This window comes from Catenuloplanes niger (assembly GCF_031458255.1).
GTDB lineage: Bacteria > Actinomycetota > Actinomycetes > Mycobacteriales > Micromonosporaceae > Catenuloplanes > Catenuloplanes niger.
The window spans coordinates 1757833-1778552 of the sequence record NZ_JAVDYC010000001.1 but is presented as its reverse complement, the minus strand read 5'-3'; the positions used below and the strand labels follow the sequence as shown (position 1 = coordinate 1778552).

13 protein-coding genes are annotated in these 20720 nt (G+C 73.8%); 3 read left to right on the top strand and 10 right to left on the bottom strand.

Annotated features, from left to right (window positions below):
• Positions 1–303: 303 nt before the first annotated feature.
• The 6 genes from J2S44_RS07695 to J2S44_RS07670 form a co-directional block, all read right to left on the bottom strand.
• Positions 304–1737: an aldehyde dehydrogenase family protein gene (locus tag J2S44_RS07695; RefSeq protein WP_310410222.1), complete on the bottom strand. Its 1434-nt coding sequence runs from the start codon at positions 1735–1737 to the stop codon at positions 304–306.
• 16 nt (positions 1738–1753) lie between these two features.
• A complete protein-coding gene (locus tag J2S44_RS07690) occupies positions 1754–3268 on the bottom strand; it encodes a glutamine synthetase family protein (RefSeq protein WP_310410220.1) in 1515 nt (504 codons plus the stop codon).
• Positions 3261–4592 carry a Rieske 2Fe-2S domain-containing protein gene (locus J2S44_RS07685; RefSeq protein ID WP_310410218.1) on the bottom strand — a complete coding sequence of 444 codons (1332 nt, stop codon included), beginning with the start codon at positions 4590–4592 and terminating at the stop codon, positions 3261–3263. The genes J2S44_RS07690 and J2S44_RS07685 overlap by 8 nt, the downstream gene beginning before the upstream one ends.
• Before the next feature lie 132 nt (positions 4593–4724).
• Complete coding sequence (locus J2S44_RS07680) at positions 4725–5654, bottom strand: methyl-accepting chemotaxis protein (RefSeq protein ID WP_310410216.1); 930 nt, start codon at positions 5652–5654, stop codon at positions 4725–4727.
• A complete protein-coding gene (locus J2S44_RS07675) occupies positions 5624–6169 on the bottom strand; it encodes a PAS domain-containing protein (protein ID WP_310410214.1) in 546 nt (181 codons plus the stop codon). Before J2S44_RS07675 ends, J2S44_RS07680 begins: the two co-directional genes overlap by 31 nt.
• A 108-nt stretch (positions 6170–6277) precedes the next feature.
• The gene (locus J2S44_RS07670; RefSeq protein ID WP_310410212.1) at positions 6278–7057 is read right to left on the bottom strand and encodes an SDR family NAD(P)-dependent oxidoreductase; all 780 of its coding nucleotides are present in this window, start codon (positions 7055–7057) and stop codon (positions 6278–6280) included.
• A gap of 57 nt (positions 7058–7114) precedes the next feature.
• Between J2S44_RS07670 and J2S44_RS07665 the strand changes: the two genes are divergently transcribed.
• On the top strand, positions 7115–8770 hold the full coding sequence (locus tag J2S44_RS07665) for a PucR family transcriptional regulator (protein WP_310410210.1): 1656 nt from the start codon (positions 7115–7117) through the stop codon (positions 8768–8770).
• Between the two features lie 73 nt (positions 8771–8843).
• Here the strand turns inward: J2S44_RS07665 and J2S44_RS07660 are convergent, their stop codons facing one another.
• Both J2S44_RS07660 and J2S44_RS07655 read right to left on the bottom strand, forming a co-directional pair.
• Positions 8844–9989 carry a lipase family protein gene (locus J2S44_RS07660; protein ID WP_310410208.1) on the bottom strand — a complete coding sequence of 382 codons (1146 nt, stop codon included), beginning with the start codon at positions 9987–9989 and terminating at the stop codon, positions 8844–8846.
• A gap of 87 nt (positions 9990–10076) precedes the next feature.
• On the bottom strand, positions 10077–10892 hold the full coding sequence (locus J2S44_RS07655; RefSeq protein ID WP_310410206.1) for a class I SAM-dependent methyltransferase: 816 nt from the start codon (positions 10890–10892) through the stop codon (positions 10077–10079).
• A 47-nt stretch (positions 10893–10939) separates the two neighbouring features.
• On the opposite strand from J2S44_RS07655, the gene J2S44_RS07650 reads away from it, so the two are divergent.
• Positions 10940–11503 (top strand): helix-turn-helix domain-containing protein, encoded by a 564-nt coding sequence (locus tag J2S44_RS07650; RefSeq protein ID WP_310410205.1) that lies wholly within the window; start codon positions 10940–10942, stop codon positions 11501–11503.
• Positions 11504–11539: 36 nt separating this feature from the next.
• Here J2S44_RS07650 and J2S44_RS07645 read toward each other — a convergent pair whose 3' ends face one another.
• Positions 11540–16972: an ATP-binding protein gene (locus J2S44_RS07645; protein WP_310410203.1), complete on the bottom strand. Its 5433-nt coding sequence runs from the start codon at positions 16970–16972 to the stop codon at positions 11540–11542.
• A 257-nt stretch (positions 16973–17229) separates the two neighbouring features.
• Here J2S44_RS07645 and J2S44_RS07640 point away from each other — a divergent pair, with 257 nt between their 5' ends.
• On the top strand, positions 17230–19308 hold the full coding sequence (locus tag J2S44_RS07640; protein ID WP_310410202.1) for a globin domain-containing protein: 2079 nt from the start codon (positions 17230–17232) through the stop codon (positions 19306–19308).
• On the opposite strand, the gene J2S44_RS07635 is transcribed toward J2S44_RS07640, so the two are convergent.
• Entirely contained in the window at positions 19230–20633 is a 1404-nt protein-coding gene (locus J2S44_RS07635) for a MurL-like N-terminal domain-containing (RefSeq protein WP_374727810.1), read from the bottom strand. The two genes, J2S44_RS07640 and J2S44_RS07635, sit on opposite strands and share 79 nt — an antisense overlap.
• Positions 20634–20720: the final 87 nt, after the last annotated feature.

Below are 20720 nucleotides of genomic sequence, written 5' to 3'. Positions count from 1 at the left end.
CACCCAGACCTCATCCCCACGTGGCCCCACCACCCACCCCACCCCGCAACCCGCCAAGCGCGCGACTCCGCAACTCCGCGACCCGCGACCCGCGACCCGCGACTCCGCAGCCCCGGGCCCACCACCCCCACCTCACCGTCCCGTAGCACCACTCCCCGAGGCGCGGGCGACCAGAGAAGGCGGGCGAGCCCCGGACACGCTCTTCGTCTGGAGCTCGTCTGTCTTCGCCGGGAGTGGCGCCGAGCCGGAGGAGCGGAGCGACGACCAGGAAATCAGGGCGGAGGAGCGAAGCGACGACCAGGACTACAGCTTGACCACGACGCCCTTGGACTCGGTGAACGCGTGGAGGGCCTCGTCGCCGAGGTCGCGGCCGACGCCGGAGTCGCCGACGCCGCCGAACGACAGCGCCGGGTCGAAGACGTTGTAGGTGTTCACCCACACCGTGCCGGCGTGCAGCCGGGCCGCCATCCGGTGCGCGCGGGACAGGTCCCGCGTCCAGACACCGGCCGCGAGGCCGTAGGACGTGTCGTTGGCGATCGCGAGCGCCTCCTCCTCGTCCTCGAACGCGATGACGCCCGCGACCGGCCCGAAGATCTCCTCGCGCGCGATCGTCATGTCGTTGGTGACGCCGGTGAACAGCGTCGGCTCGACGAAGTAGCCGGGCCGGTCCGGCACGCCGCCGCCGGCTGCCACGGTGGCGCCCTCGGCGCGTCCCTTCTCGATGTAGGAGAGCACGATCTGCCGCTGTTCCTCGGAGACCAGCGGCCCGACCGAGATCCCGCCGTCGAGCCCGTTGCCGACCGGCACCTTCCGGGTCGCGGCGGTCAGCCGGCCGACCATCTCGCTCAGGATCGAGCGCTGCACCAGCAGCCGGCTGCCGGCCGTGCACATCTGGCCGGAGTGGCCGAACGACGCGCGCATCGCGGTGGCGGTGGCGGCGTCCAGGTCCGCGTCCGCGAAGACGATGTTCGGGCTCTTGCCGCCCAGTTCGAGCGTGAGCCGCTTGGTGGTGGCCGCGGCCGAGACCATCACCCGCCGGCCGACCTCGGTCGAGCCGGTGAACGACACCTTCGCCACGCCCGGGTGTGCGACCAGCGCGGCGCCGGTGCGGCCGTCGCCGGTCAGCACGTTCAGTACGCCCGCGGGCAGGCCCGCCGCCGCGCAGAGCGCGGCCAGCCGGAGCATGGTCAGCGGTGTCTGTTCGGCCGGTTTGACCACGACCGTGCAGCCGGCCGCGAGCGCCGGGGCCAGTTTGTGCGCGGCCGTCATGATCGGGAAGTTCCACGGCAGGATCAGCGCGGCCACGCCGACCGGTTCGCGCACGGTGTAGACGTGGTGCGCGCCGCCGTCGATCGGGACGACCGTGCCGGTGAGCCGGCCGGGCGCGCCCGCGAAGTGCCGGAAGTCGTTGGCGGCGAACGCGGTGTCGGCCCGGGAGCGTTCGATCGGCTTGCCGTTGTCCCGGGTCTCCAGGACGGCCAGCTCCTCCAGGTTCTCCTCGATCAGGTCCGCGATCCGGCTCAGCACCCGGGTGCGTTCGATCGGCGGCAGCCCGGACCAGCGGCGGTCCGCGTGCGCGGTCGCCGCCGCCGTCACGGCCGCGTGCACGTCGTCGTCGGTGGCCTGGGCGACGCGGGTGAGTACCTCGCCGGTGCTCGGGTCGAGCACCGGGAACGTCTGCCGGGTGCCCGGAGCGATCCACTCGCCGTCGATCAGGAAGGGTTCGAGTTCGCGCATGTGGCGAGGTCTCCTCTCAGAACAGGTCGAGGTATTCGCGCTGCTCCCAGTCGGAGACGTGCGCCAGGTAGCGGGCGAACTCGTCACGCTTGAGCGTGGCGTACCAGTCGATCGTCCGGGCGCCGAACGCGTCCGCGAAGACCGGATCCGCGGTCAGCGCGTCCACCGCGGCACCGAGTGACTGCGGCAGCCGGACCGCGTCCGCGGCGTACGGGTTCTCGGTCGGCGGGCCCGGGTCGATCGCGTGCCGCAGCCCGTCCAGACCGCTGACGATCTGCGACGCGATGTAGAGGTACGGGTTCGCCGCGGGTTCGCCGGACCGGTTCTCCAGCCGCGCGCCCGTGTCCGTGCCGCCGCCCACCACGCGTACCATCGCGCCCTTGTTGTCCGCGCCCCACACCACCCGGTCCGGGGCCAGCGAGAACGGCAGGTAACGCTTGTAGCCGTTCACGGTCGGCGTGCTGAACGCGGCCGCGGCCGGCGCGTGCGCCAGCAGCCCGCCCAGCCAGTGCCGGGCCGTGCTGGACATCAGCGTCTCGTCCGGCCCGGGGTCGAACGCGGCCCGCCCGGTCGCGCGTTCCCGCAGCGACTGGTGCAGGTGCCAGCCGGTGGACGCGGTCGCGGCACCGGCCGGGCGGGACATGAACGTGGCGTGGTACCCGGCGCGGCGGCAGATCTGCCGGATCGCGCTGCGCGCCAGCACCACCTGGTCGGCCGCGTCCCGCGCGCTCCCGGCCTGCATGGTGATCTCCAGCTGGCTAGGGCCGAACTCCAGCTCGATCGAGCGCAGCGGCAGGTCCAGCGTGGTCAGGCCGCGTTGCAGCAGCTGGACGACGTCGTCGACGCGGTCCAGGCCCTCCTCGTGCAGCAGTTGTGCGCCGCCGCTGACCGGCCCGACCCGTGGCGGCCGGCCGGGTGTGCCCGGCCCGCCGACGCGGTCGGCGGCGAGGGCCGCCTCCTCGGCGCGGTAGACGTGGAACTCCAACTCGACGCCGACCGTCATGTCGTACCCGCTGGTGCTGAGGTCGTCGATCTGGTTCCGGAGCATCGAGCGGGTGCAGAACGGGACCGGCGAGCCGTCCGGGAAGCGCAGGTCGCAGAGGACCCAGCCGGTCCGGTCGGCCCACGGCAGCACCCGGAACGTGGTCGGGTCCGGGACCAGCACCACGTCACCGGCGCCGGCGAAGCCCGATGGCGCGTCCGGCGTGAAGACCGGGAACGCGGACCGGCCGGACGAGTCCTTGAGCAGCAGCGAGCTGGGTGCGGTGAGGCCGGAGCGGAGTGCGCCGGGGACGGCCGCGCGGGTCAGCGTCTTGCCGTGCAGCACGCCGTGCTGGTCCGCGAACGAGAACCGGACCAGCTCCAGGCCCAGTTCGTCGATCACCCGGCGGAGCTGGCCGGCGGCCGCGTACTGCGCCTGCGTCCACAGGTCGTGCCGGTCGACGAAGCCGCCGCGGTCCGCGGCCAGCATCGGGCGCGCGTCCCAGCCGCCACCGCCCTCCGCGACCGGGCGCGCGTCGACGCTAGGCATCGGCGTGGTCCTTCCGCGGGGACGCCCACGGGGACGCCGCGCGGCGCTCGGCCTCGCGCTGCCGCCAGGTCTCCTCCCAGCCGTCGTTCGGTGCGATCGTGTCGACCGCGAGCGGGCCGGTCAGCCGGGCCGCGTCCGCGTCACCGGCCGGGCGGCCCGGCACCGTGCCGCCCTGCTCGAACGCGTCGATCGCGCGCAGCAGCATGCGGCGGTTCGCGGTGACCGCGCGGTCGGAGACGCCGAGTCGTTCGGTGGTGCGGTCCTGGATCGCGCCCATGCTCTCCACCGCCCACTGGTCGTGGACGTTGATGTCCAGACCCATGCCGGTGTACGTGAGGTCGCGCTGCTCGGCCGGGTCGTACCCCCAGTTGTTGGCCCGGTTCCGCAGCGGCCGGTAGTCGGGCAGCGAGACCTCGCCGAGGCGCTGCTGCAACAGCGTCTCCCGGTCGGTGCGCTCCGCGAAGTCGTACCAGATCATGTACCAGTAGTGGTTGTGGTCGTCGATCGGCACGTGCCACTGGATGAAGACCTTGCTGGTGCCGAACGGCACCACGAACGCGTTCGGGAACACCAGGTTCGTGATCCGCACGTGCTTGATGTCCTCGGTGAGTTGCCGCAGCGCGTAGACCCGCAGGCCGTGCTCGGCCTCCTCGACCTCGATGTCCGGCCGGTACGAGTCGCCGACCAGCTTCGACAGTTTCTGGCCGGTGCCCTCGACGATCTCGCTGAACTGCTGGCCGTAGACCTCGCGCGGGTCCTCGTCGATGAAGCGGTGCAGGAAGCTGACGTGGCTCGGGTCGATGCCGCCCTCCAGGCCCTGCAGCCAGTTGCACTCCCACAGGCCCTTGAACGCGAACGTGTACTCGTCCGGCGCCTGGAACGCGTCGTACCACGGGAACGGCGGCGGGTCGCCCTCGCCGAGGTAGGCGAAGACGATGCCGTTCTTCTCCACGCACGGGTACGCCGGGATGCGGATCCGCTCGGCGAAGCGGCTGTGCGCGGGCTCGGCCGGCTGCTCCTTGCACCGGCCGTCCGCGCCGTAGAGCCAGCCGTGGTAGAGGCAGCGCAGGCCGCCCTCCTCGTGCCGGGCGAACGCCAGGTCGACACCGCGGTGCGCGCAGAACCGGCCGACCAGCGCCCACCCGCCGTCCGGCTTCCGGAACAGGACGAGGTCCTCACCGAGCAGGCGGACCGGCTTGACCTGGCGGTCCGGCGTCATCTCGGAGACCAGGGCTGCGGGCTGCCAGTAGGCCCGCAGCAGCTTGCCGAGCGGGGTGCCGGGCCCGCTCCGGGTGACGCGTTCGTTGTCCTCGCGCTTGAGCACCGTGCGGGCCTCCCTCGTCTTGGATCACTTACGTCTCGTTCGGCATCCGATGCCTGCAAGATTGGATCCAATCCTGCCACGCGCGACGCGACCAGGGAAGATCAGGCGGGTTACCAGATCGTGTCGGCCGGTTCAGCTCGCCCGGATCGTGCCGACGAAGCGCCGTACCTCGCCGCGCAGCCGCTCCGCGAGCTGGGTGAGGCCGTCCTCGCCGGTCGGCGAGTGGTCGCTGCCGTCCACCCGGCCCGCGATGCCGGTCGCCAGGCCGCCCATCTCCCGGATGCTCTCGGTCACCGTCTCCAGCACGTCGATGGCGCCCGCGGTGGCGGTCTGCACCGTGGTGACCTGCGCCAGGATCTCGTCGCTGGAGCCGCTCGTCTCGTTCGCCAGGTTCTTGACCTCACCGGCGACCACGCTGAAACCCTTGCCGGCCTCCCCGGCACGCGCCGCCTCGATGGTGGCGTTCAACGCGAGCAGCCGGGTCTGCGACGCCACCTTGTTGATCAGATTGACCGCGCCGCGGATCTGGTCGGAGGCGGTGCGCAGCGAGCTCACCGTGGACAGGCCGCTCTCCGCGTTCGCGACGGCCTGCCCGGCGGAGGCGGACAGGCCGGTCGCGGCCGATCCCATGGTGGCGGCCACGGACGAGATCTGCTCGCAGACGCTGAGCACGGCCGACTCCAGTTCGTCCGCGAGTGCGAGCCGTTCCCGGGCGGCGTCCGCGAGCCGGTCCGCGGAGTCGTGCATGGCCGCGCTCGCGTTGCTGATCAGCCGGGCGCCGTTGCGGAACGCGCCGTGCAGCCCGCGGTACAGGAACCGGCGGTAGAAGCGGCCCTCGGCGGCGGCGGAGAGCGACGCGCCGGACTCGCGCACGTACGCGTCCGCCACGTCGAGCAGCCGGTTCAGCTCGGTGCGCGCCGCGACGATCTCCGGGTCGGTGCCGAGCGCGGGCACCCGCGCCTCCAGGTCGCCGAGGGCGGCGCGCCGGCACACCTCGGTGATCGCCAGCAGCGCGGCGCGCTCCGGCCCGGTCACGCCGTCGTCCGGTTCGTCACGTCCCACACCAACTCGGGATACGTCAGGCCGCGCGACGCCAGCTCCGACTCCAGCAGCGCGGTGGACGCGGCCAGCGCGTCCGGCGTGTGCGGGTGCCGGCGCTCCTCGGCGCGCAACCGCTCGTACAGCGCGGACAGCTCACCCACGGCGGTGCGGTCCGGCAGCCGCCGGTTGGAGTGGTAGCCGACGCACCGCCCCGCGTCGTCCAGCGACGGGGTGACGTGCGCGAACACCCAGTAGTGCGCGCCGTCGGCCGCGAGGTTGAGCACGTACGCGAAGATCTCCTGCCCGCTCTTGATCGTGTCCCAGAGCAGCTTGAAGACCGCGGCCGGCATGTCCGGGTGCCGGATCAGGTTGTGCGGCTGCCCGAGCGCGTCCTCCTCGGCCAGCGCTGACACCCGCAGGAACACGTCGTTGGCGTACGTGATCCGGCCCTGTGGATCGGTCTTGGTCACGATGATCTCGTCCACTCCGAACGAGCGCTCCACCCCGGTCGGCCGTACCCGCACCCCACTGCGCACGCCCCGCCGATCGGCGCGCGACGGCCCGACCTGAGCGAATCCGGCGTCCGGTTTCCTCCCTCGCGGCGCGATCACGGCTTGTCGCGGCGCGAGGGAGGGTGGTCGTGCCTACGGGACGGCGACGCCGGTCAGCCGGGCGCAGAGCGCGAGCAGGCCGTCCTGGTTCGCCGGGTCGTTCTCCTGCCGGCCCGGGCGCCAGGCCCGCTCGGAGTCGTAGGAGTTCGGCGGCAGCGGCGCGCCGGGCCGCGGGGCCGCGAGCCGGGCCAGGCGCTCGCCCGCGTGCGCGCTGTCGAGCGGGGCGACGTCACCGTTGCGGACCGTCATCTGCGTCGCGACGAAGTTCGGGTCGAACGCCAGGCTGTCCACCTCCGGCCAGCGGCGGCCGAAGCCGAGCGCGAGCAGCACCAGGTGCAGCTTCGTGGAACCGTACGCCTCCCGCCCGTGGTACGGACGGTGGTCGTAGTTCGGATCGTCGAGGTCCAGCACGCCGGAGCCGGCCAGCGCGGACGACGTGAAGATCAACCGCTTCGGGCGGGGGAGAAGCACGGTCAGCAGGTACGCCGAGAGCGTGTTCACCTGGAACGTGATCTCGTTGCCGTCCACCGTCAGCAACCGCTCCGGATCGTGCAGCCGGCCGATGCCCGCGTTCAGCACGACCGTGTCGAACGGCCCGGCCTTCTCCGCCTGCGCCGCCAGCTCGTGCACCTCCGCGAGCGAGGCCAGGTCGCCGACGACCACCCCGTCGGCGCCGGGCACGGCCGCCAGCGCCTCCTCCGCCCGCCGCTCGTTGCGCGCGTGCAGCACCACCTGGTGGCCCTGCCCGGTCAACGTGATCGCCGCCGCCTGCCCGATCCCGGTCGACGAGCCGGTTATCAGCACCCTGGCCATCCGTAGCCCCGCCTTTCACTGGTTCAGCGGCCGACTCTAGCGGGATAGCCTCGTCCCGTGTTCCCCACCGTGAGCGAGATCCTGGCCCTGGACCCGGTCCGCCACGGCCTCCCGCGCGTGCTGGCCGGTTCCGGTGCGCTCGACCGGCCGGTCCGCTGGGTGCACGTGGCCGAGGTGCCCGACATCGCCACGTTGCTGCGCGGCGGCGAACTCGTGCTCAGCACCGGCATCGGCCTGCCCCCGTCCGACGACGCGTTGCGCGCGTTCGTCGCCGCGCTCGCCGACGTCGGCGCCGCCGGCCTGGTCATCGAACTGGGCCGGGGCCGCTTCGCGTCCTCGCTGCCGCGCGCCATGGTCGCCGAGGCGCAGTCCCGTGACCTGCCGCTGGTCGAGCTCCGGCGCACCGTCCGGTTCGTCCGGATCACCGAGGCCGTGCACGCGCTGATCGTCGACGCGCAGCTCACCGAGCTGCGTGCGACCGAGGAGATCCACCAGCGCTTCACCGAGCTGTCCGTGGACGGTGCCGAACCCGCCGAGGTGGTGCACCAGGCCGCGCTGCTAGCTGGCGCCCCGGTGGTCCTGGAGAACCTGTCCCGTCAGGTGCTCGCCTACGACACCGCCGGCGAGCGCCCGGAACTGCTGCTGGACGACTGGGAGCAGCACTCCCGCCGGCTGCAGCTCCCGTCGCGCACGTTCTACACGGCCGGCTGGCTGGTCACCACGGTCGGCGCCCGCGGCCAGGACTGGGGTCGCCTGCTGCTGCGCTGGCCCGGCCCGGCCGAGCCGCCGTCCCGCCTCACCATCCTGCTGGAACGCGCCGCGTCCACGCTGGCGCTGGGCCGCCTGATCCGCCGCGACGCGGAGGGCCTGGAACGGCAGATCCACCGCACGCTGCTGACCGCGCTGCTGGACCACACCCGCCCGGTCGACGAGGTGGCGGTCCGGGCCCGCGCGCTGGGCGTGCCGCTGGAGCGGCGGCACCTGGTCGGCGTGGTGATCCGGTTCCGCGGCGACTCCTCCGGCTGGCGGGAGGCGGCCGGCGCGGGCGACCCGCCCGACCTCGCCGACGACGGCCCGACCCGCCTCCGTGACCTGGCCGAGGCCGTCAGCGCCGCGCTGCGCGACGCCACGATCGAGGGCCTGACCAGCGCCGTCGACGACACCACGGTCGGCGCCCTGCTGGCGCTGCGGTCCCCGGCCGGCGAGGACCGCGCCCTGCTGGTCCTCGCCGCCGCCCTGCACCGCGCCCGCGGCACCGACGCCGCCCCGGTCATCATCGCCGCCGGCACCGGTGCCGCCACGCTCCGCGAGGCCCGCCGTTCCCTGGTCGAGGCCCGGCAGGTGGCCGACGCGGCCCGCCACGACCGCCGGGACGTGCCGGTCTACCGCATGCCGGACGTCGGCCTGGCCGGCCTGCTTCACCTGCTGCGTGACGAGCCCCGCCTGCAGACCTTCGTCGAGCGGGAACTCGGCCCGCTGCTGGCCCACGACGCGAGACACCCGCGCGACCAGCTGCTGGACACGCTGCGCGCCTACCTCGACCACGGCCGCAACAAGTCGGCCGCGGCCACGGCCGCGCACCTGTCCCGGCCGGCCTTCTACGAACGCCTGGCCCGCATCGCCCGCGTCCTCGACTGCGACCTCGGGTCCGTCGACACCTGCCTGTCCCTGCACGTCGCGCTGCTCGCCCTCGACGCGGTCCGGGAACGCTGACCGGGGTGGCGCGCCGGCGCCCCACCCGATCCGATACCGGCACCGCCCGCACGGCGCCCCGGCCGCCGGACGGCTACGCGTCGAAGTCGGCCAGGACGCGGGGGAGGGCGAGCTCGACCGCGCGACCGTGGTCGACGTCCGGGCCGAGGTCGATCACGGTGGCGGGCGCGCGGAGCCGGTCCCGGCAGTAGTGGGAAGCGGCGATCGGCACGTCGCGGTCGCCGCTCGCGGCGTAGAGCCGCACCGGCACGCGCGGACGCCAGTCGCAGTGCCGGTCCGCGGCGGCCAGCGCGTCCCGCAGCACGCCGGCCGGGGCGCGCAGCCGAGCCAGGTAGTCCGCGGTGAACAGCTCCGCCACGGTCGCCGGCAGCCGGGGGAAGATGTCCTCGTTGCGGTGCTCACCGTCGAAGAGCGCCTCGACGGACGGGTCGCGGAACGCCTGCTCCGGCGCGTCGTAGAGGTGGTAGAGCCGGTTCCAGGCCACCGTCCAGTACGCGAGGTAGGCGACGCCGTTGGCGATCCGGCCGTCCAGCGCGTCGGCGATCAGCGTGCTCGGCCGCATCGGCCCGGCGATCGGCGCGAGCGCACCGAGCGCGGATCGGCGTTGCAGCGCCTCGCCGAGCGCCATCGCGGCCTGCCCGCCCTGCGAGTGGCCGGTGACCAGCACCCGGGGATCGGGCCGGAGCCCGGCCCGGGCGGCCAGCAGCCGGGCCGCCCGCAGCGCGTCGGCCGAGGCGGTGACGATCGACGGCGGATGCGCGTACGGATGCGTGCCCGGTCCCGTGCCGAGCCCGAGGTAGTCCGGCGCCGTGGTCAGGTAGCCGGCCGACGCGAACAGCACCGCGGCCGCCCGGTCACCGCCGTCACTGACCGACGCGACCGACCCCCGGTATGCGGTGGTGCCGTGCAGCCAGGCGACCTGCCGCGGCCTCCGGTCGTCCGCGCGCGGCACCGCGACGAGCGCGCTCGCCGTGGTCGGCACCCCGGCCGGATCGACGGTCCGGTACACGATCCGCGTCGCGTCCACCCCGAAGCGCACCCGCGACGCGTCCAGCCCGTACCGCCCCAGGTACGCGGCGGCCTCCCCGGCGCCCAGCCCCACGACCGGCGTCACGGAGACGAGCGCGCCCCGCTCCCGGCCCGCACTCACCGGCGCGGCCGGCGCCAGCCCGGTCAGCAACGCGCCACACAGCACCGCGACGACCATCCGTTTTCCCATGCCCCCGACCCTGCCCGTCATCCACCCCCCGGGTCACTGGTGCTGCCCACCGCATGCGCGGTAGGGCCACCCTCACCGGCTCGGGGTTCAGGACGGTGTGGAGGCGATCCAGACGGTGCGGCTGGTGCGGACGACCGGGGTGGGGCCGGTGGCGCCGTTGGATGCCAGGAGGTGGTCGACGGTGTGCAGGTCGGCCGGGGTGAGCTGGTCGGCGAGGGCGCCGCGCATGCGACGCAGGAAGGTCAGGAAGTAGCGGCGGACCAGGTCGGCCGGCTCCGCCACCTCGATCGGGAAGTCCCGGCGGGTGGCGGTGAAGCCGAGCGTGGTGAGCGTGCCGGTCCAGTCGGGGTGCGGGTCGAAGCCGAGCCGGCGGGTGGCCAGCGCCTCGTGCAGCCGGGCCTCCCAGGGCTCGCCGTCCGTGAAGTACGGCTGGTCGGGCATCTCCGAGATGACCAGCAGGCCGCCGCGGCGCAGGTGCTCGCCGGCCTGGCGCAGCAGCGCCGGCGGGTCGGGGACGTGGTGCAGCGAGAGCGCGGCCCAGACGATGCCGGGCCGGTCGACGGGTGGCCAGCCGTGTGCCAGGTCGGCCGCCAGCGTCTCGACGCGGTCGCCGAGCCCGCGGTGCGCCGCGGCCGTGCGGATTCGCTCCAGCATGCGCGGCGACTGGTCGACCGCGACGACGCCGGCCGTGGGGAAGCGGGCGGCCAGCGCGAGCGTGCCGACGCCGGTGCCGGCGCCGAGGTCGACGATCCGGCCGACGGGCTCCGGCGCCCGCTCCGCGACCCAGGACAGGACCTCGTCGTGGTACGCGGTGAGGACCGCCCCGTCCAGCTCCAGCAATTCGGCCAGGTGCTCGTCGTCGTGGTGGTCGTGCCCGTGCCCGTGTCCGTGGTGTTCGCTCATTCCCCCACGGTAGGCGAGTGGTGCGTGACTGGCATAAGGTCTTGCCTATGACGCAAGAAGAGGGGCTCGACGATCTGGTCCGGCAACGCATCCGTGGGCTGCGGGTGGCGAAGGGCTGGTCGCTGGACGCGCTCGCCGCCCGCTGTCACCTCAGCCCGTCCACGCTCAGCCGGATCGAGACCGGGCACCGCCGCATCGCCCTGGACCAGCTGGTCCTGCTCGCCCGCGCGCTCGGCACCACGCTCGACCAGCTGGTCGAGCCGGCCGACGACACCGACGTGGTCATCCGGCCCACCCGCCACCAGGGGCAGGGCATCACCACCTGGCTGCTCTCCCGCGCCGACTCCGCGCACGGCCGCACGGTCGCGAAGATGCGCATCGAGCCGGAGCGGTCAATCGACCGGTTGGGCGTCCACCCGGGCCGCGACTGGTTCACGGTGCTGTCCGGCACCGCGGTGCTCCGGCTCGGTGACCGCACCGTCTTCGTCGAGGCCGGTCAGGCCGCCGAATTCCCCACCATGGTCCCGCACGCGGTCGGCGCCCGCGGTGGTCCGTGCGAGATCCTCACCATCCTCGACCACGACGGCGAGCAGGCCCACCTGAACGAGTAGGGGGCCGGCCACCCGGCCGGCCCCCACGTCGGCGGATCAGGCGCCGAGGCCCCGCTCGATCGCGGCGATGATCTGCGGGCGCAGCTCGGCGGCCTTGATGATGGCGTCGACCGAGCCGACCTCGACCGCGCGCTTGATGCTGTGGATGCCGTCGAACTCGGCGGCCACCTCACCCAGCTTCTCGGCGCGCACGGCGGAGCGGGTCTCGGCCAGCTCCGCGACCAGGGCGGCCCGGGCGGCGCCGGACTCGGTGGCGATCCGGGCCTCCAGGGACGTCACCCGCGGGTCCTTCGCGGTCCGCGCGTTGACGTCGCCCGCGAACACCACGGCCGCGGCCGGGGCGCCACCGAGCACCGAGGCGAACGAGCCCTCGACGGCCAGCGCCGTCATGTTCGGGTTGAGCGCCTTGGAGAAGACCACGAACGCGCCGCCGTGGTAGCGCGAGATCACGCAGAACACGATCGGGCCCCGGAAGTTGACGATCGCCCGGCCGATCTCCGCGCCGTACTCCAGCTGGAGGCGCCGCATCGACTCGGGGGAGCCGTCGAAACCGGAGAGGTTCGCCAGCACGACCAGCGGGCGGTTGCCACTCGCCGCGTTGATCGCCCGGGCCGCCTTCGCCGCGGAGCGCGGGAAGAGCGTGCCGGCCGTGTACGTGTCCGGGCCGTCGGTGGGCGGGAAGCCCCGGCGCGGCACCGAGCGTGACTCGATGCCGAGCAGCGTGACCGGGATGCCGCCCAGGTGCACGTCCTGCACCACCGCGGTCTCCGCGTCGGCCATGCCGGCCCAGCGCTCCAGCACCACGTGATCCTGGTCGGAGACCGCGCGCATCACCGTACGGATGTCGAACGGCTTCTTCCGGTCCGGGTTCTTCACCGGCGAGAAGATGTCACCGACCGTGGTGAAGTCGCTGTCCGGCGCCGAGTGCGGGAAGTCCGAGATGTCGCGGGAGACCGGGTCCGACGTCACCGCCCGGCGCGGCCGGGACTCACCCGGCAGCACGTACGAGTGGTCGTAGTACGTCATCAGCAGGTCCCGCGCCGCGGCCAGGTCCGGCGCCCAGTACTGCGCCTGCCCGTTCGGCCCCATCACCCGGTCGTACCCGCCGATGCCGAAGTTGTCCTCGGCCGACACGCCGCCGGAGAAGTCCAGCGACTGCTTGCCGGTCAGCACCATCGCGGAGTCCGGCGTCATGATCAGCACGCCGCGCGTGTGCATCAGCATCGTGGCCTCGGCGTTCCAGTACGGCTGCGCGCCGACCGTGATGCCCGCGACCACGATGTTGATCTCGCCGCCGGCCTGGGTGAACTCCACGATCCGCTTGAGTGCGGCCGCGACCCAGTCCATGTTCTCGGTGCCGGACGTCATCGAGATCCGCGCGCCCGCGGACAGCGCGTACCACTCGACCGGGACGTTCATGGCGGTGGCCAGGTCGAGCGCCGCGATCACCCGCGCGCACTCCGCCTCGGCCAGCGCGCCCAGCGCCTTGGTCGGGTCGCCGAGCAGCACCACGCGCCGCACGCCCTCGGGGTACCGCTCCGTGGGCGTGCTCACCACACCGGTCACGATGCCGGCCCGGTTCTGCCCGCGCGGCCGGTCGACCGGCTCCAGCGCGCCGGAGTCGGACAGGTCGTACTCCTGGAACGAGCCCAGCAGCGTGGTCAGCTCGTACGGGTACGTCGTCCCCCGCCGGCGCGCCGAGATCACCTTGGAGCGGTAGTCGTCCAGCGGCTCGATCGGGTCCGTGGACGGCGCCGTGAACGACACGTTCATGCCGGCCTCGAAGCCCAGGTTGACCGCGATCTCGACCAGCTCACCGGTGGCGGCGTCGCGCTGCCGGCCGATGAACTGCACCTCCTCCAGGCCCGCGCCGGCCGTGACCGGCAGGACCCGCTGCGCGACCGCGTTCAGCTCCTCCATCGACAGCTCGACCTGCGGCCACACGTACAGCGTGATCCGGTTGGTGTCGAACCGCTTCTTGACCGGACGCTGCGACTGCACCTTGCGGATCGCGTCCAGGCAGGCGTCCAGCGCGCCCTCGACCGCGGGCAGCGCCACGATCCGGCCGTCCGCGTCGCGCAGCGGCGTCAGGTCGCGGATCTGCGCCATCGCGGCCAGCCGCTCGTCGGCCGGGTTCTCCGGCGCCACGCAGCGGAACAGGTAGACGTCCTCGTCCGCGGTGGGCAGCCGGGTCAGGTCGAAGTTCCGCCAGCGCGGCACCTGGAGCCGCTCCGCGATCAGCGGGTGCAGCCCGCGGATCACGCGCTCCTCGCCGAGGCCCGGCCGGAACGTGAAGTGGTGGTGCATCGCGCCGCCGCTGATGCCGGCCACCGAGAACGTCACCCGCTGCACGGCATCCAGCAGCCCGGACGACCCGAGCACGGAGCCGAGCGCGGCCGCCATCTCGTCCGGCGTCGGCTGCCCGTTCCAGGTCAGGTACACGTCCACGACCGAGTCCGCGGAGACCAGCCCGGTCGCGGCGGCCAGCACGGACGGCAGCGAGCCGAAGTCCGACGCGGTCGCGACGAGCCGGAACCGCTCGTCACCGCGCTGATAGCCGGCCGTGAAGAAACAGACGCCGGAGACCTCGACGGTACGGGTGTCCGAGGCGCCCCGGTTGCCGTAGTAGCGGCGGCTGAGCACCTCCAGCATCGGTCCGTGATCCACGCCGGGCCGGCCGATCCGCTGCCCGAGGATCCGGACCAGCGGCTCCGACGAGGAGACCATCGACGCGATCCGCTCGCCGCGGTCCGGCGCGTCCGGGTTCTGGTCCAGGAAGCGCAGGTGGTTGCGGACCGCCGCGTACACCTCCGCGCGCCGGCGGCGCAGCATCGGCTGGGCGGCCCAGCGGAACACGATCGACCGGGCCAGGTCGCCGATCACCGGGAAGCGCAGCTGGGTGGCCGCGATCAGGTGCTCCAGCGCGCCGCTGACCAGCTCGCGCAGCTCGTCGCCGGGCAGCGGCTCGGTCAGCCAGCGCTGCAGGAACGTGACGATGACGGAGACGTCCGCGGACGCGCGCTGCTGGGCCAGGAAGATCCGGAAGACCGCCTCCTCCAGCTCCGGCGTACGCGCGAAGTCCGTGACGCCGTAGTGCGCGAGCACCCGCGCGAGCCGGCCGCGGAACGTGTCGGACAGCCCGGCCCGGTCCACGTCCAGCGACTGCAGGTACGCGTGGAAGTACTCCCGGGAGCTGTGCACCCGGGTGTCGGCCGCGTGCTCCTCGCCGGCCGGCCGGTTGCGGCTGAGCTCGGACAGGTCCGCGAAGACCTGCAGCAGCCCGACCTCCTCCTCCAGCGGCCGGTGGCTCAGCTCGGCCCGTGCCGTGAGGTAGGACGCCAGCGCCCGCTTCTCGTCCAGCGGGTCCACGTCGTAGCCGAGCAGCAGGCTGCGCAGCTCCGCGATGCCGCGGGCCACGCGCTCCTCGGCGGACAGCCCGTCCTGCGACGCGGGCAGGTCGAGGTCGACGGCCTCGGAGACCGCCTCGGCCGCGGCGGCGTCGCCGACCGGCTCCAGGCGCAGCAGCGGCGCACCGGTCTCCACCTGGCTGCCCACCGTGACCAGGCACTCGCGCAGCTTGGCCTTGAACGGCGCGCGCAGCACCGTCTCCATCTTCATGCTCTCCAGCACCAGCACCGGGGCGCCGGCCTCGACCTCGTCGCCGACCGCGAGCGGCGTGGCGACGACCAGCGCGGGCGCGGGGGAGCGGAGCACGCCGCCCTCGTCGCGGCTGACCCGGTGCGTGACGCCGTCCACCTCGACCAGGTGCGTCGGGCCGTGCGTGGCCGTGACCAGCCGGAAGCGCTCACCGTTGACCAGTATCCGGCCGGTGTGCTCGTCGAAGCGGTCCAGCTCCGCGTCGAGCACGGCCTCCTCGCCGATGCCGACCCGGAACCGGCGCGGCCCGGTCTGCGCCACCGTCACCCGGTACGTCGCGCCGCGCAGCTTCAGGTCGATCGGCCGGCCGCTCTTGTGCTGCACCTGCGGGCGGCCGCCGTGCGCGGTGGAGAGCAGCCGCTGCCGCTCGACCCGCGCCTCGTCCTCGTACGCCTCGATCGCGGCCGCGGCCAGCGCGATGCCGGAGTGCTGCGTGGAGACCAGCCGGCCCTCCGCGCGGACCCGGTCGATCCAGCCGGTGTCGGCGCTGCCGTCGATCACCTCGGGCTGGTCCAGCAGGTCCAGGATGAAGCTCTTGTTGGTGGCGCCGCCCTCGATGATCACCATCGTCTCGGACACGGCGCGCCGCAGTCGGCCGAGGGCCTCGTCCCGGGTACGCCCGTACGCGATGATCTTCGCGATCATGGAGTCGAAGTCGGCCGGGATGACGTCGCCCTCGCTGACACCGGTGTCCACCCGGATGCCGGGCCCGCTCGGCAGCGCCAGCCGCACGATCCGGCCCGGCGACGGCGCGAAGTCGCGGTCCGGGTCCTCCGCGTTCAGCCGGGCCTCGACCGCGTGCCCGCCCTCGGCCGGCATCAGCTCGCCCAACCGGCCGCCGGACGCCACGTGGATCTGCGCCTTGACCAGGTCGAAGTCGGTGGTCACCTCGGTGATCGGGTGCTCCACCTGAAGACGCGTGTTCACCTCGAGGAACGCGAACAGCTTCTCGCCCGGGTGGTAGAGGAACTCCACCGTGCCCGCACCCTTGTAGTCGACCGCGAGCGCCAGCCGCTCGGCCGCCTCCTTCAGCTCGCGGGCCTGCGCGCGCTCCAGCACCGGGGAGGCGGACTCCTCGATCACCTTCTGGTTGCGGCGCTGCACGGAGCAGTCACGCACGCCGAGCGCCCACGCACTGCCCTGACCGTCCGCGATGACCTGCACCTCGACGTGCCGGGCGCCGGTGACCAGGCGCTCCAGGAACACGATGCCGCTGCCGAACGCGCGCGCGGCCTCCAGGCTGGTCCGCTCGTAGGCCTCGTCGAGCTCGTCGTCGCTGCGCACCACGCGGATGCCGCGCCCGCCACCACCGGCGGTCGCCTTCAGCATCAGCGGGTAGCCGATCTCGGCCGCGGCCGCCTTCGCCGCCTCCAGGGTCTCCACCGCGCCGCGGCTCCACGGCGCGACCGGGACGCCGACCTCCTCGGCGATCAGCTTGGAGCCGATCTTGTCACCGAGCTTGCGCATCGCGTCCGCGCTCGGGCCGATGAACGTGACGCCGATCTTCTCGCACAGCTCGGCGAACGCCGGGTCCTCGGCGACGAAGCCCCAGCCCACCCAGGCCGCGTCCGCGCCGGTCGCGACGAGCGCGCGCTCCAGCACCGCGTGGTCCAGGTACGGCCGGGCGGAGGCGGGCCCGAGGTTGTAGGACCGGTCGGCCTCCCGGACGAACGTGGCGCCACGCTCACCGTCCGTGTAGAGGGCGATCGTCTCGATCGGCGATGTTCCCGTCTCGGCGTTCAGTTCGCGGACGGCGTGGATGAGCCGCATGGCGGCCTCTCCGCGGTTGACGATGGCGATGCGGTTGAACACCGACCGAGCCTCCCAAAGTGCGTACACAACGTGGCGGGGCCCTCGATCGGCCCCGTCACCAAGCTTCGTCGTTACCGGGCGGTATGGAACCGTTGGACCCGCCACTGGACACGGTCCCAATTTGTCGGAACCCGACAACTCTACATGGAGAGAACCGACACCCCGGTGGCTCGCCGCTCCCGGGTAAGCGGTGCAAACCGGGTGCTAACGGCCTAGATCACTCCCGAGAAGGGCTCGCTTTCGGGAGAATGCACAGGGTGACCAGCGTTGGCGGAGCCGGACACCGGGACCTGCAGGCGCTGCTGCACGCGATCCGGGTCGGCAAGGTCGTCGAGCAACTGCCGAACGCACACAGTAATGTCAGCCCGCCCGCGGCGGCCGCGCACACCCCACCGCAGCCGGCCGCGCAGGCCTGGGTGCCGATGGGTGGCGGCGGCGCGGCCCAGCAGGCGGCGCAGCAGACCGCGGCGCAGCAGGCGGGCACGCAGCAGACCGCGCTGTCCGGCCTGCCGCGCGGCACCGCACCACCGCGGAACGCGGCACCCCAGGGGCGGTACACGACCGGGGGAACCGGCACGGGCGGCGCCCCGCCGTTGCCGGGCGCGCCGGCCGCCGGCCCGGTCCCGGCCGGGCCACCCGGGTCCGGTCCGTTGCCGGCCGGCCCGGCCGTGCCGTTCCCGCCGGTCCCCGGCCCGGTCGGCGCGGGCGGACAGCCGGGCCCGCCCGCCCACCCGGTTCCCGCCCACCCCGGACAGCCCGCCCACCCCGGACAGCCCGCCCACCCCGGACAGCCCGCCCACCCCGGACAGCCCGCATACCCCGGGCAGCCCACCCACCCCGCAGGGCCCGCACACCCCACCGGCCCGGGCCTGGCCACGCCCCCGGGCGGCACACACCCGGGAGGCGCCGTTCCAGGCGGCGCCGTTCCAGGCGGCACGGTCCCGGGCACCACCCCACCGGGCCCGCCGGCCGCGCCTCCGCCACCACCGCCCGGCATCCCCGGCACCACGCCGCCCGCGATCCCCGGCACCACCGTGCCCGTCCCCTACATCCCCGGCCCGCCCGCGAACGCGCCCGCCTGCCCCTACCCGGCGAACGGCGCGCTCCCGCCCCGTACCCCCGGTGCCGGATCTTTGCCCTATGCCCCCGCGGGGGGCCTGCCCGCGTGGGAGGCGGTCGTGCCGATCCGGGTGGGCCCGCACCGGCCCGCCGCCGGACGGGGTGTGCTGGTCGACGGCTTCCGGCCCGGCGAGGAGTCCGCGCTGCACGCGCTGCAGACCCGGCTGCGCGAGTCGTTGCAGCTGATCGGCTCCGTCGACGAGGCCGTGCACCTGCTCGACGATCACCTGTTCACGGCCCGCCCGGAACTGCGCCCGCTCTTCCCGCCCAGCGCCGAGGTGCACAAGCAGCAGCTCCGGGACGCGCTCGGCTGGCTGGTCGACAACCTGGACAACCCGCAGGTGCTGGCGGCCGGCTGCGGGCAGCTCGGGCCGGTGCTGCGCGAGTTCGGCGTGCAGCGGCCGCACATCGACGCGTTCGGCATGGCCATGCTCGACGCGCTGCGCGCCAGCATGGCCGGTGCCTGGCGGCCGGAGCACGACGTGGCCTGGCGGTCCACCTGGAAGCTGGCGGCGCAGTGGCTGCAGCAGGGCGAGGAGGACGCCGGGTACGCGCCGCTGACCTGGCTCGGCACCGTGGTGGCTCGGCAGGACTGGCGTGACGACCTGTCCATCCTGTGGATCCGTACCTACCTGCCGTACCCGCACCGGGCCGGGCAGCACGTGGTGCTGGAGGCGGACGGTGCCACCGGCAGCTACCCGATCGGGAACCCGCCCACGCCGGACCACACCATCGAGGTGCACGTGGAGGCGCGCCCCACCGACTACACCGGCACCGCGCTGCTGCGCGAGGCCGAGCCGGGGGAGCGGGTCCGGCTGCATCCGGCCGTGGAGCACCTGCCGGTCGACCGCGCGTCCGGCCGGGACCTGCTGCTGATCGCGGAGGGCACCGGCGTCGCCACCATGAAGGCGCTGCTGACCGAGGTCGCGTGGCGGCGGCAGCGCCGCGCCGTGCGCCTGTTCGTGGGCGTGCGCACGGTCGCGGAGATCTACGACCTGGATCCGCTGCGCGCGATCGCGGCCGAGTGCCTGGACGCGCAGGTGCAGGTGGTGGTCGCGGCCGGTCCGCAGGGCCGGTTCCTCGGCGGCAGCCTGGCGCACGTGGTGGCCGGCGCCGCCGACTGGACGGACTGGGACGTCTACGCGGACGGGCCGCCCGCGCTGGTCGCCGCGCTGTCCGGCGCGTTCGAGCGGCTCTGCTCGCCGACCCGCGGGTAGGTCTCCGGCACGAACGCGGGCCCGCCCGGCGTGAAGACGTCCGAGTGCGACGCGGTCCGCCACGCGCTGCCCGGCACCGCGTCCGCCAGCGCCTTCACCACCGGCTCGTCCTGCCACTCCGGGCTCTTGCGCAGCAGGTCCAGCGCGACCACGCACTCCTCGACCTCGCCGACGCACTCCCACGGCTTGTGCGCGTCCACGCCGAGCAGCTCCAGGAAGCCCGGGATCTGCGCCTCGTCGGCCAGCAGGTCGGTGCCGAAGATGCGGCGCAGCCGGTCCCGGTTCATCGACGGTGCCATCGCCAGGAACACGAACCGGCACTTCGGGCAGTCGCCGCACCACCGCGCGGTCGCGTTGTGCAGCAGGAACGCCCGGTTGCAGCTGGTCACCACGTCGTCGTAGCGGTCGGTCGCCGCGTACAGCCGGGCGATGTGCAGCTCGGAGAGCCGCCGCAGCAGCGAGAAGTACGCGTTCGTCAGCCCGGCGTGCTCGGCCAGCGCGTCCCGCAGCAGCCCCTCGGCCTCCACGCCCTTGGACCACTGGTGGTTGATCTCCACGCCGTGCCAGACCAGGTTTGGGTCGGAGGCGGACCGCTCGTTCGACATCACCACCGGCCCGAGCCCGTTGAACGCGGCCGTGGCCACCGCGATCAGCGAGTTCACGGCCGTGACCGGCACGTGCCCGTTGAGCGCACCCGCCTGGTTCACCTCGAACAGCAGCGGATCGATCTTCCGGCGGGCCGCCAGCGCCGCCAGCCCGGACGCCTCGTTGACCGCCCTGATCACACCGTTCGGGTTGACCGAGAACGGCACCGGGTCCCGGCCGGCGTCCCGGAGCGCCTCCAGCGTGACGATCGAGTCCTTGCCGCCGCCCACGGCGGACAACGGCCGCAGATCCAGATCAAGAGCATGCGAGGGTACGGATGCGGGCTCGCCGTCCGGCGGGGTGAGCGCCACGGTCAGCACGTGCGGCAGCTCGTTGCGGTAGGCGAACTCGCCCATCCCCTTGGTGTAGACCGCGGTCGCGAACGCCCGGGCCGCCGCCCCGAGCCGGTGCGGCAGCGCGATCCGCGCCGGCGCCGCCACCTTGTAGTAGGAGACGCCCGCCGCGATCAGCAGCAGCTCCAGCACGCGGTGGGTGCGGCGCAGCGCGTCCTCGCCCGGCGCGGTCTCCGGCACCGGCAGCGTGACGGTCTCGGTGAACCGCAGCGGTGCGACGCCCGGCCCGGTCAGCGCGTAGCGCAGCTCGACGGTGCCGGTCCGCGGATCGAGGTGGTAACCCTCGGCCGTGAAGAGGTCCCGGCCCCGGATCTCATCCGCGCTCAACGCCACCGATCTTGCCTTTCGCCGTGTCTGCGGCCGCCGCCCGACCGGCCGCAATGGTAGCCCCGGCCCGCGCCGGCCGCGCGGCGC

What these genes read in the sequence shown, in the direction of transcription:
- J2S44_RS07695 (WP_310410222.1), bottom strand. Translation starts at nt 1,737, where the DNA reads ATGCGCGAACTCGAACCCTTCCTGATCGACGGCGAGTGGATCGCTCCG.
- J2S44_RS07670 (WP_310410212.1), bottom strand. Translation starts at nt 7,057, where the DNA reads ATGGCCAGGGTGCTGATAACCGGCTCGTCGACCGGGATCGGGCAGGCG.
- J2S44_RS07660 (WP_310410208.1), bottom strand. Translation starts at nt 9,989, where the DNA reads ATGGGAAAACGGATGGTCGTCGCGGTGCTGTGTGGCGCGTTGCTGACC.
- J2S44_RS07650 (WP_310410205.1), top strand. Translation starts at nt 10,940, where the DNA reads ATGACGCAAGAAGAGGGGCTCGACGATCTGGTCCGGCAACGCATCCGT.
- J2S44_RS07655 (WP_310410206.1), bottom strand. Translation starts at nt 10,892, where the DNA reads ATGAGCGAACACCACGGACACGGGCACGGGCACGACCACCACGACGAC.
- J2S44_RS07690 (WP_310410220.1), bottom strand. Translation starts at nt 3,268, where the DNA reads ATGCCTAGCGTCGACGCGCGCCCGGTCGCGGAGGGCGGTGGCGGCTGG.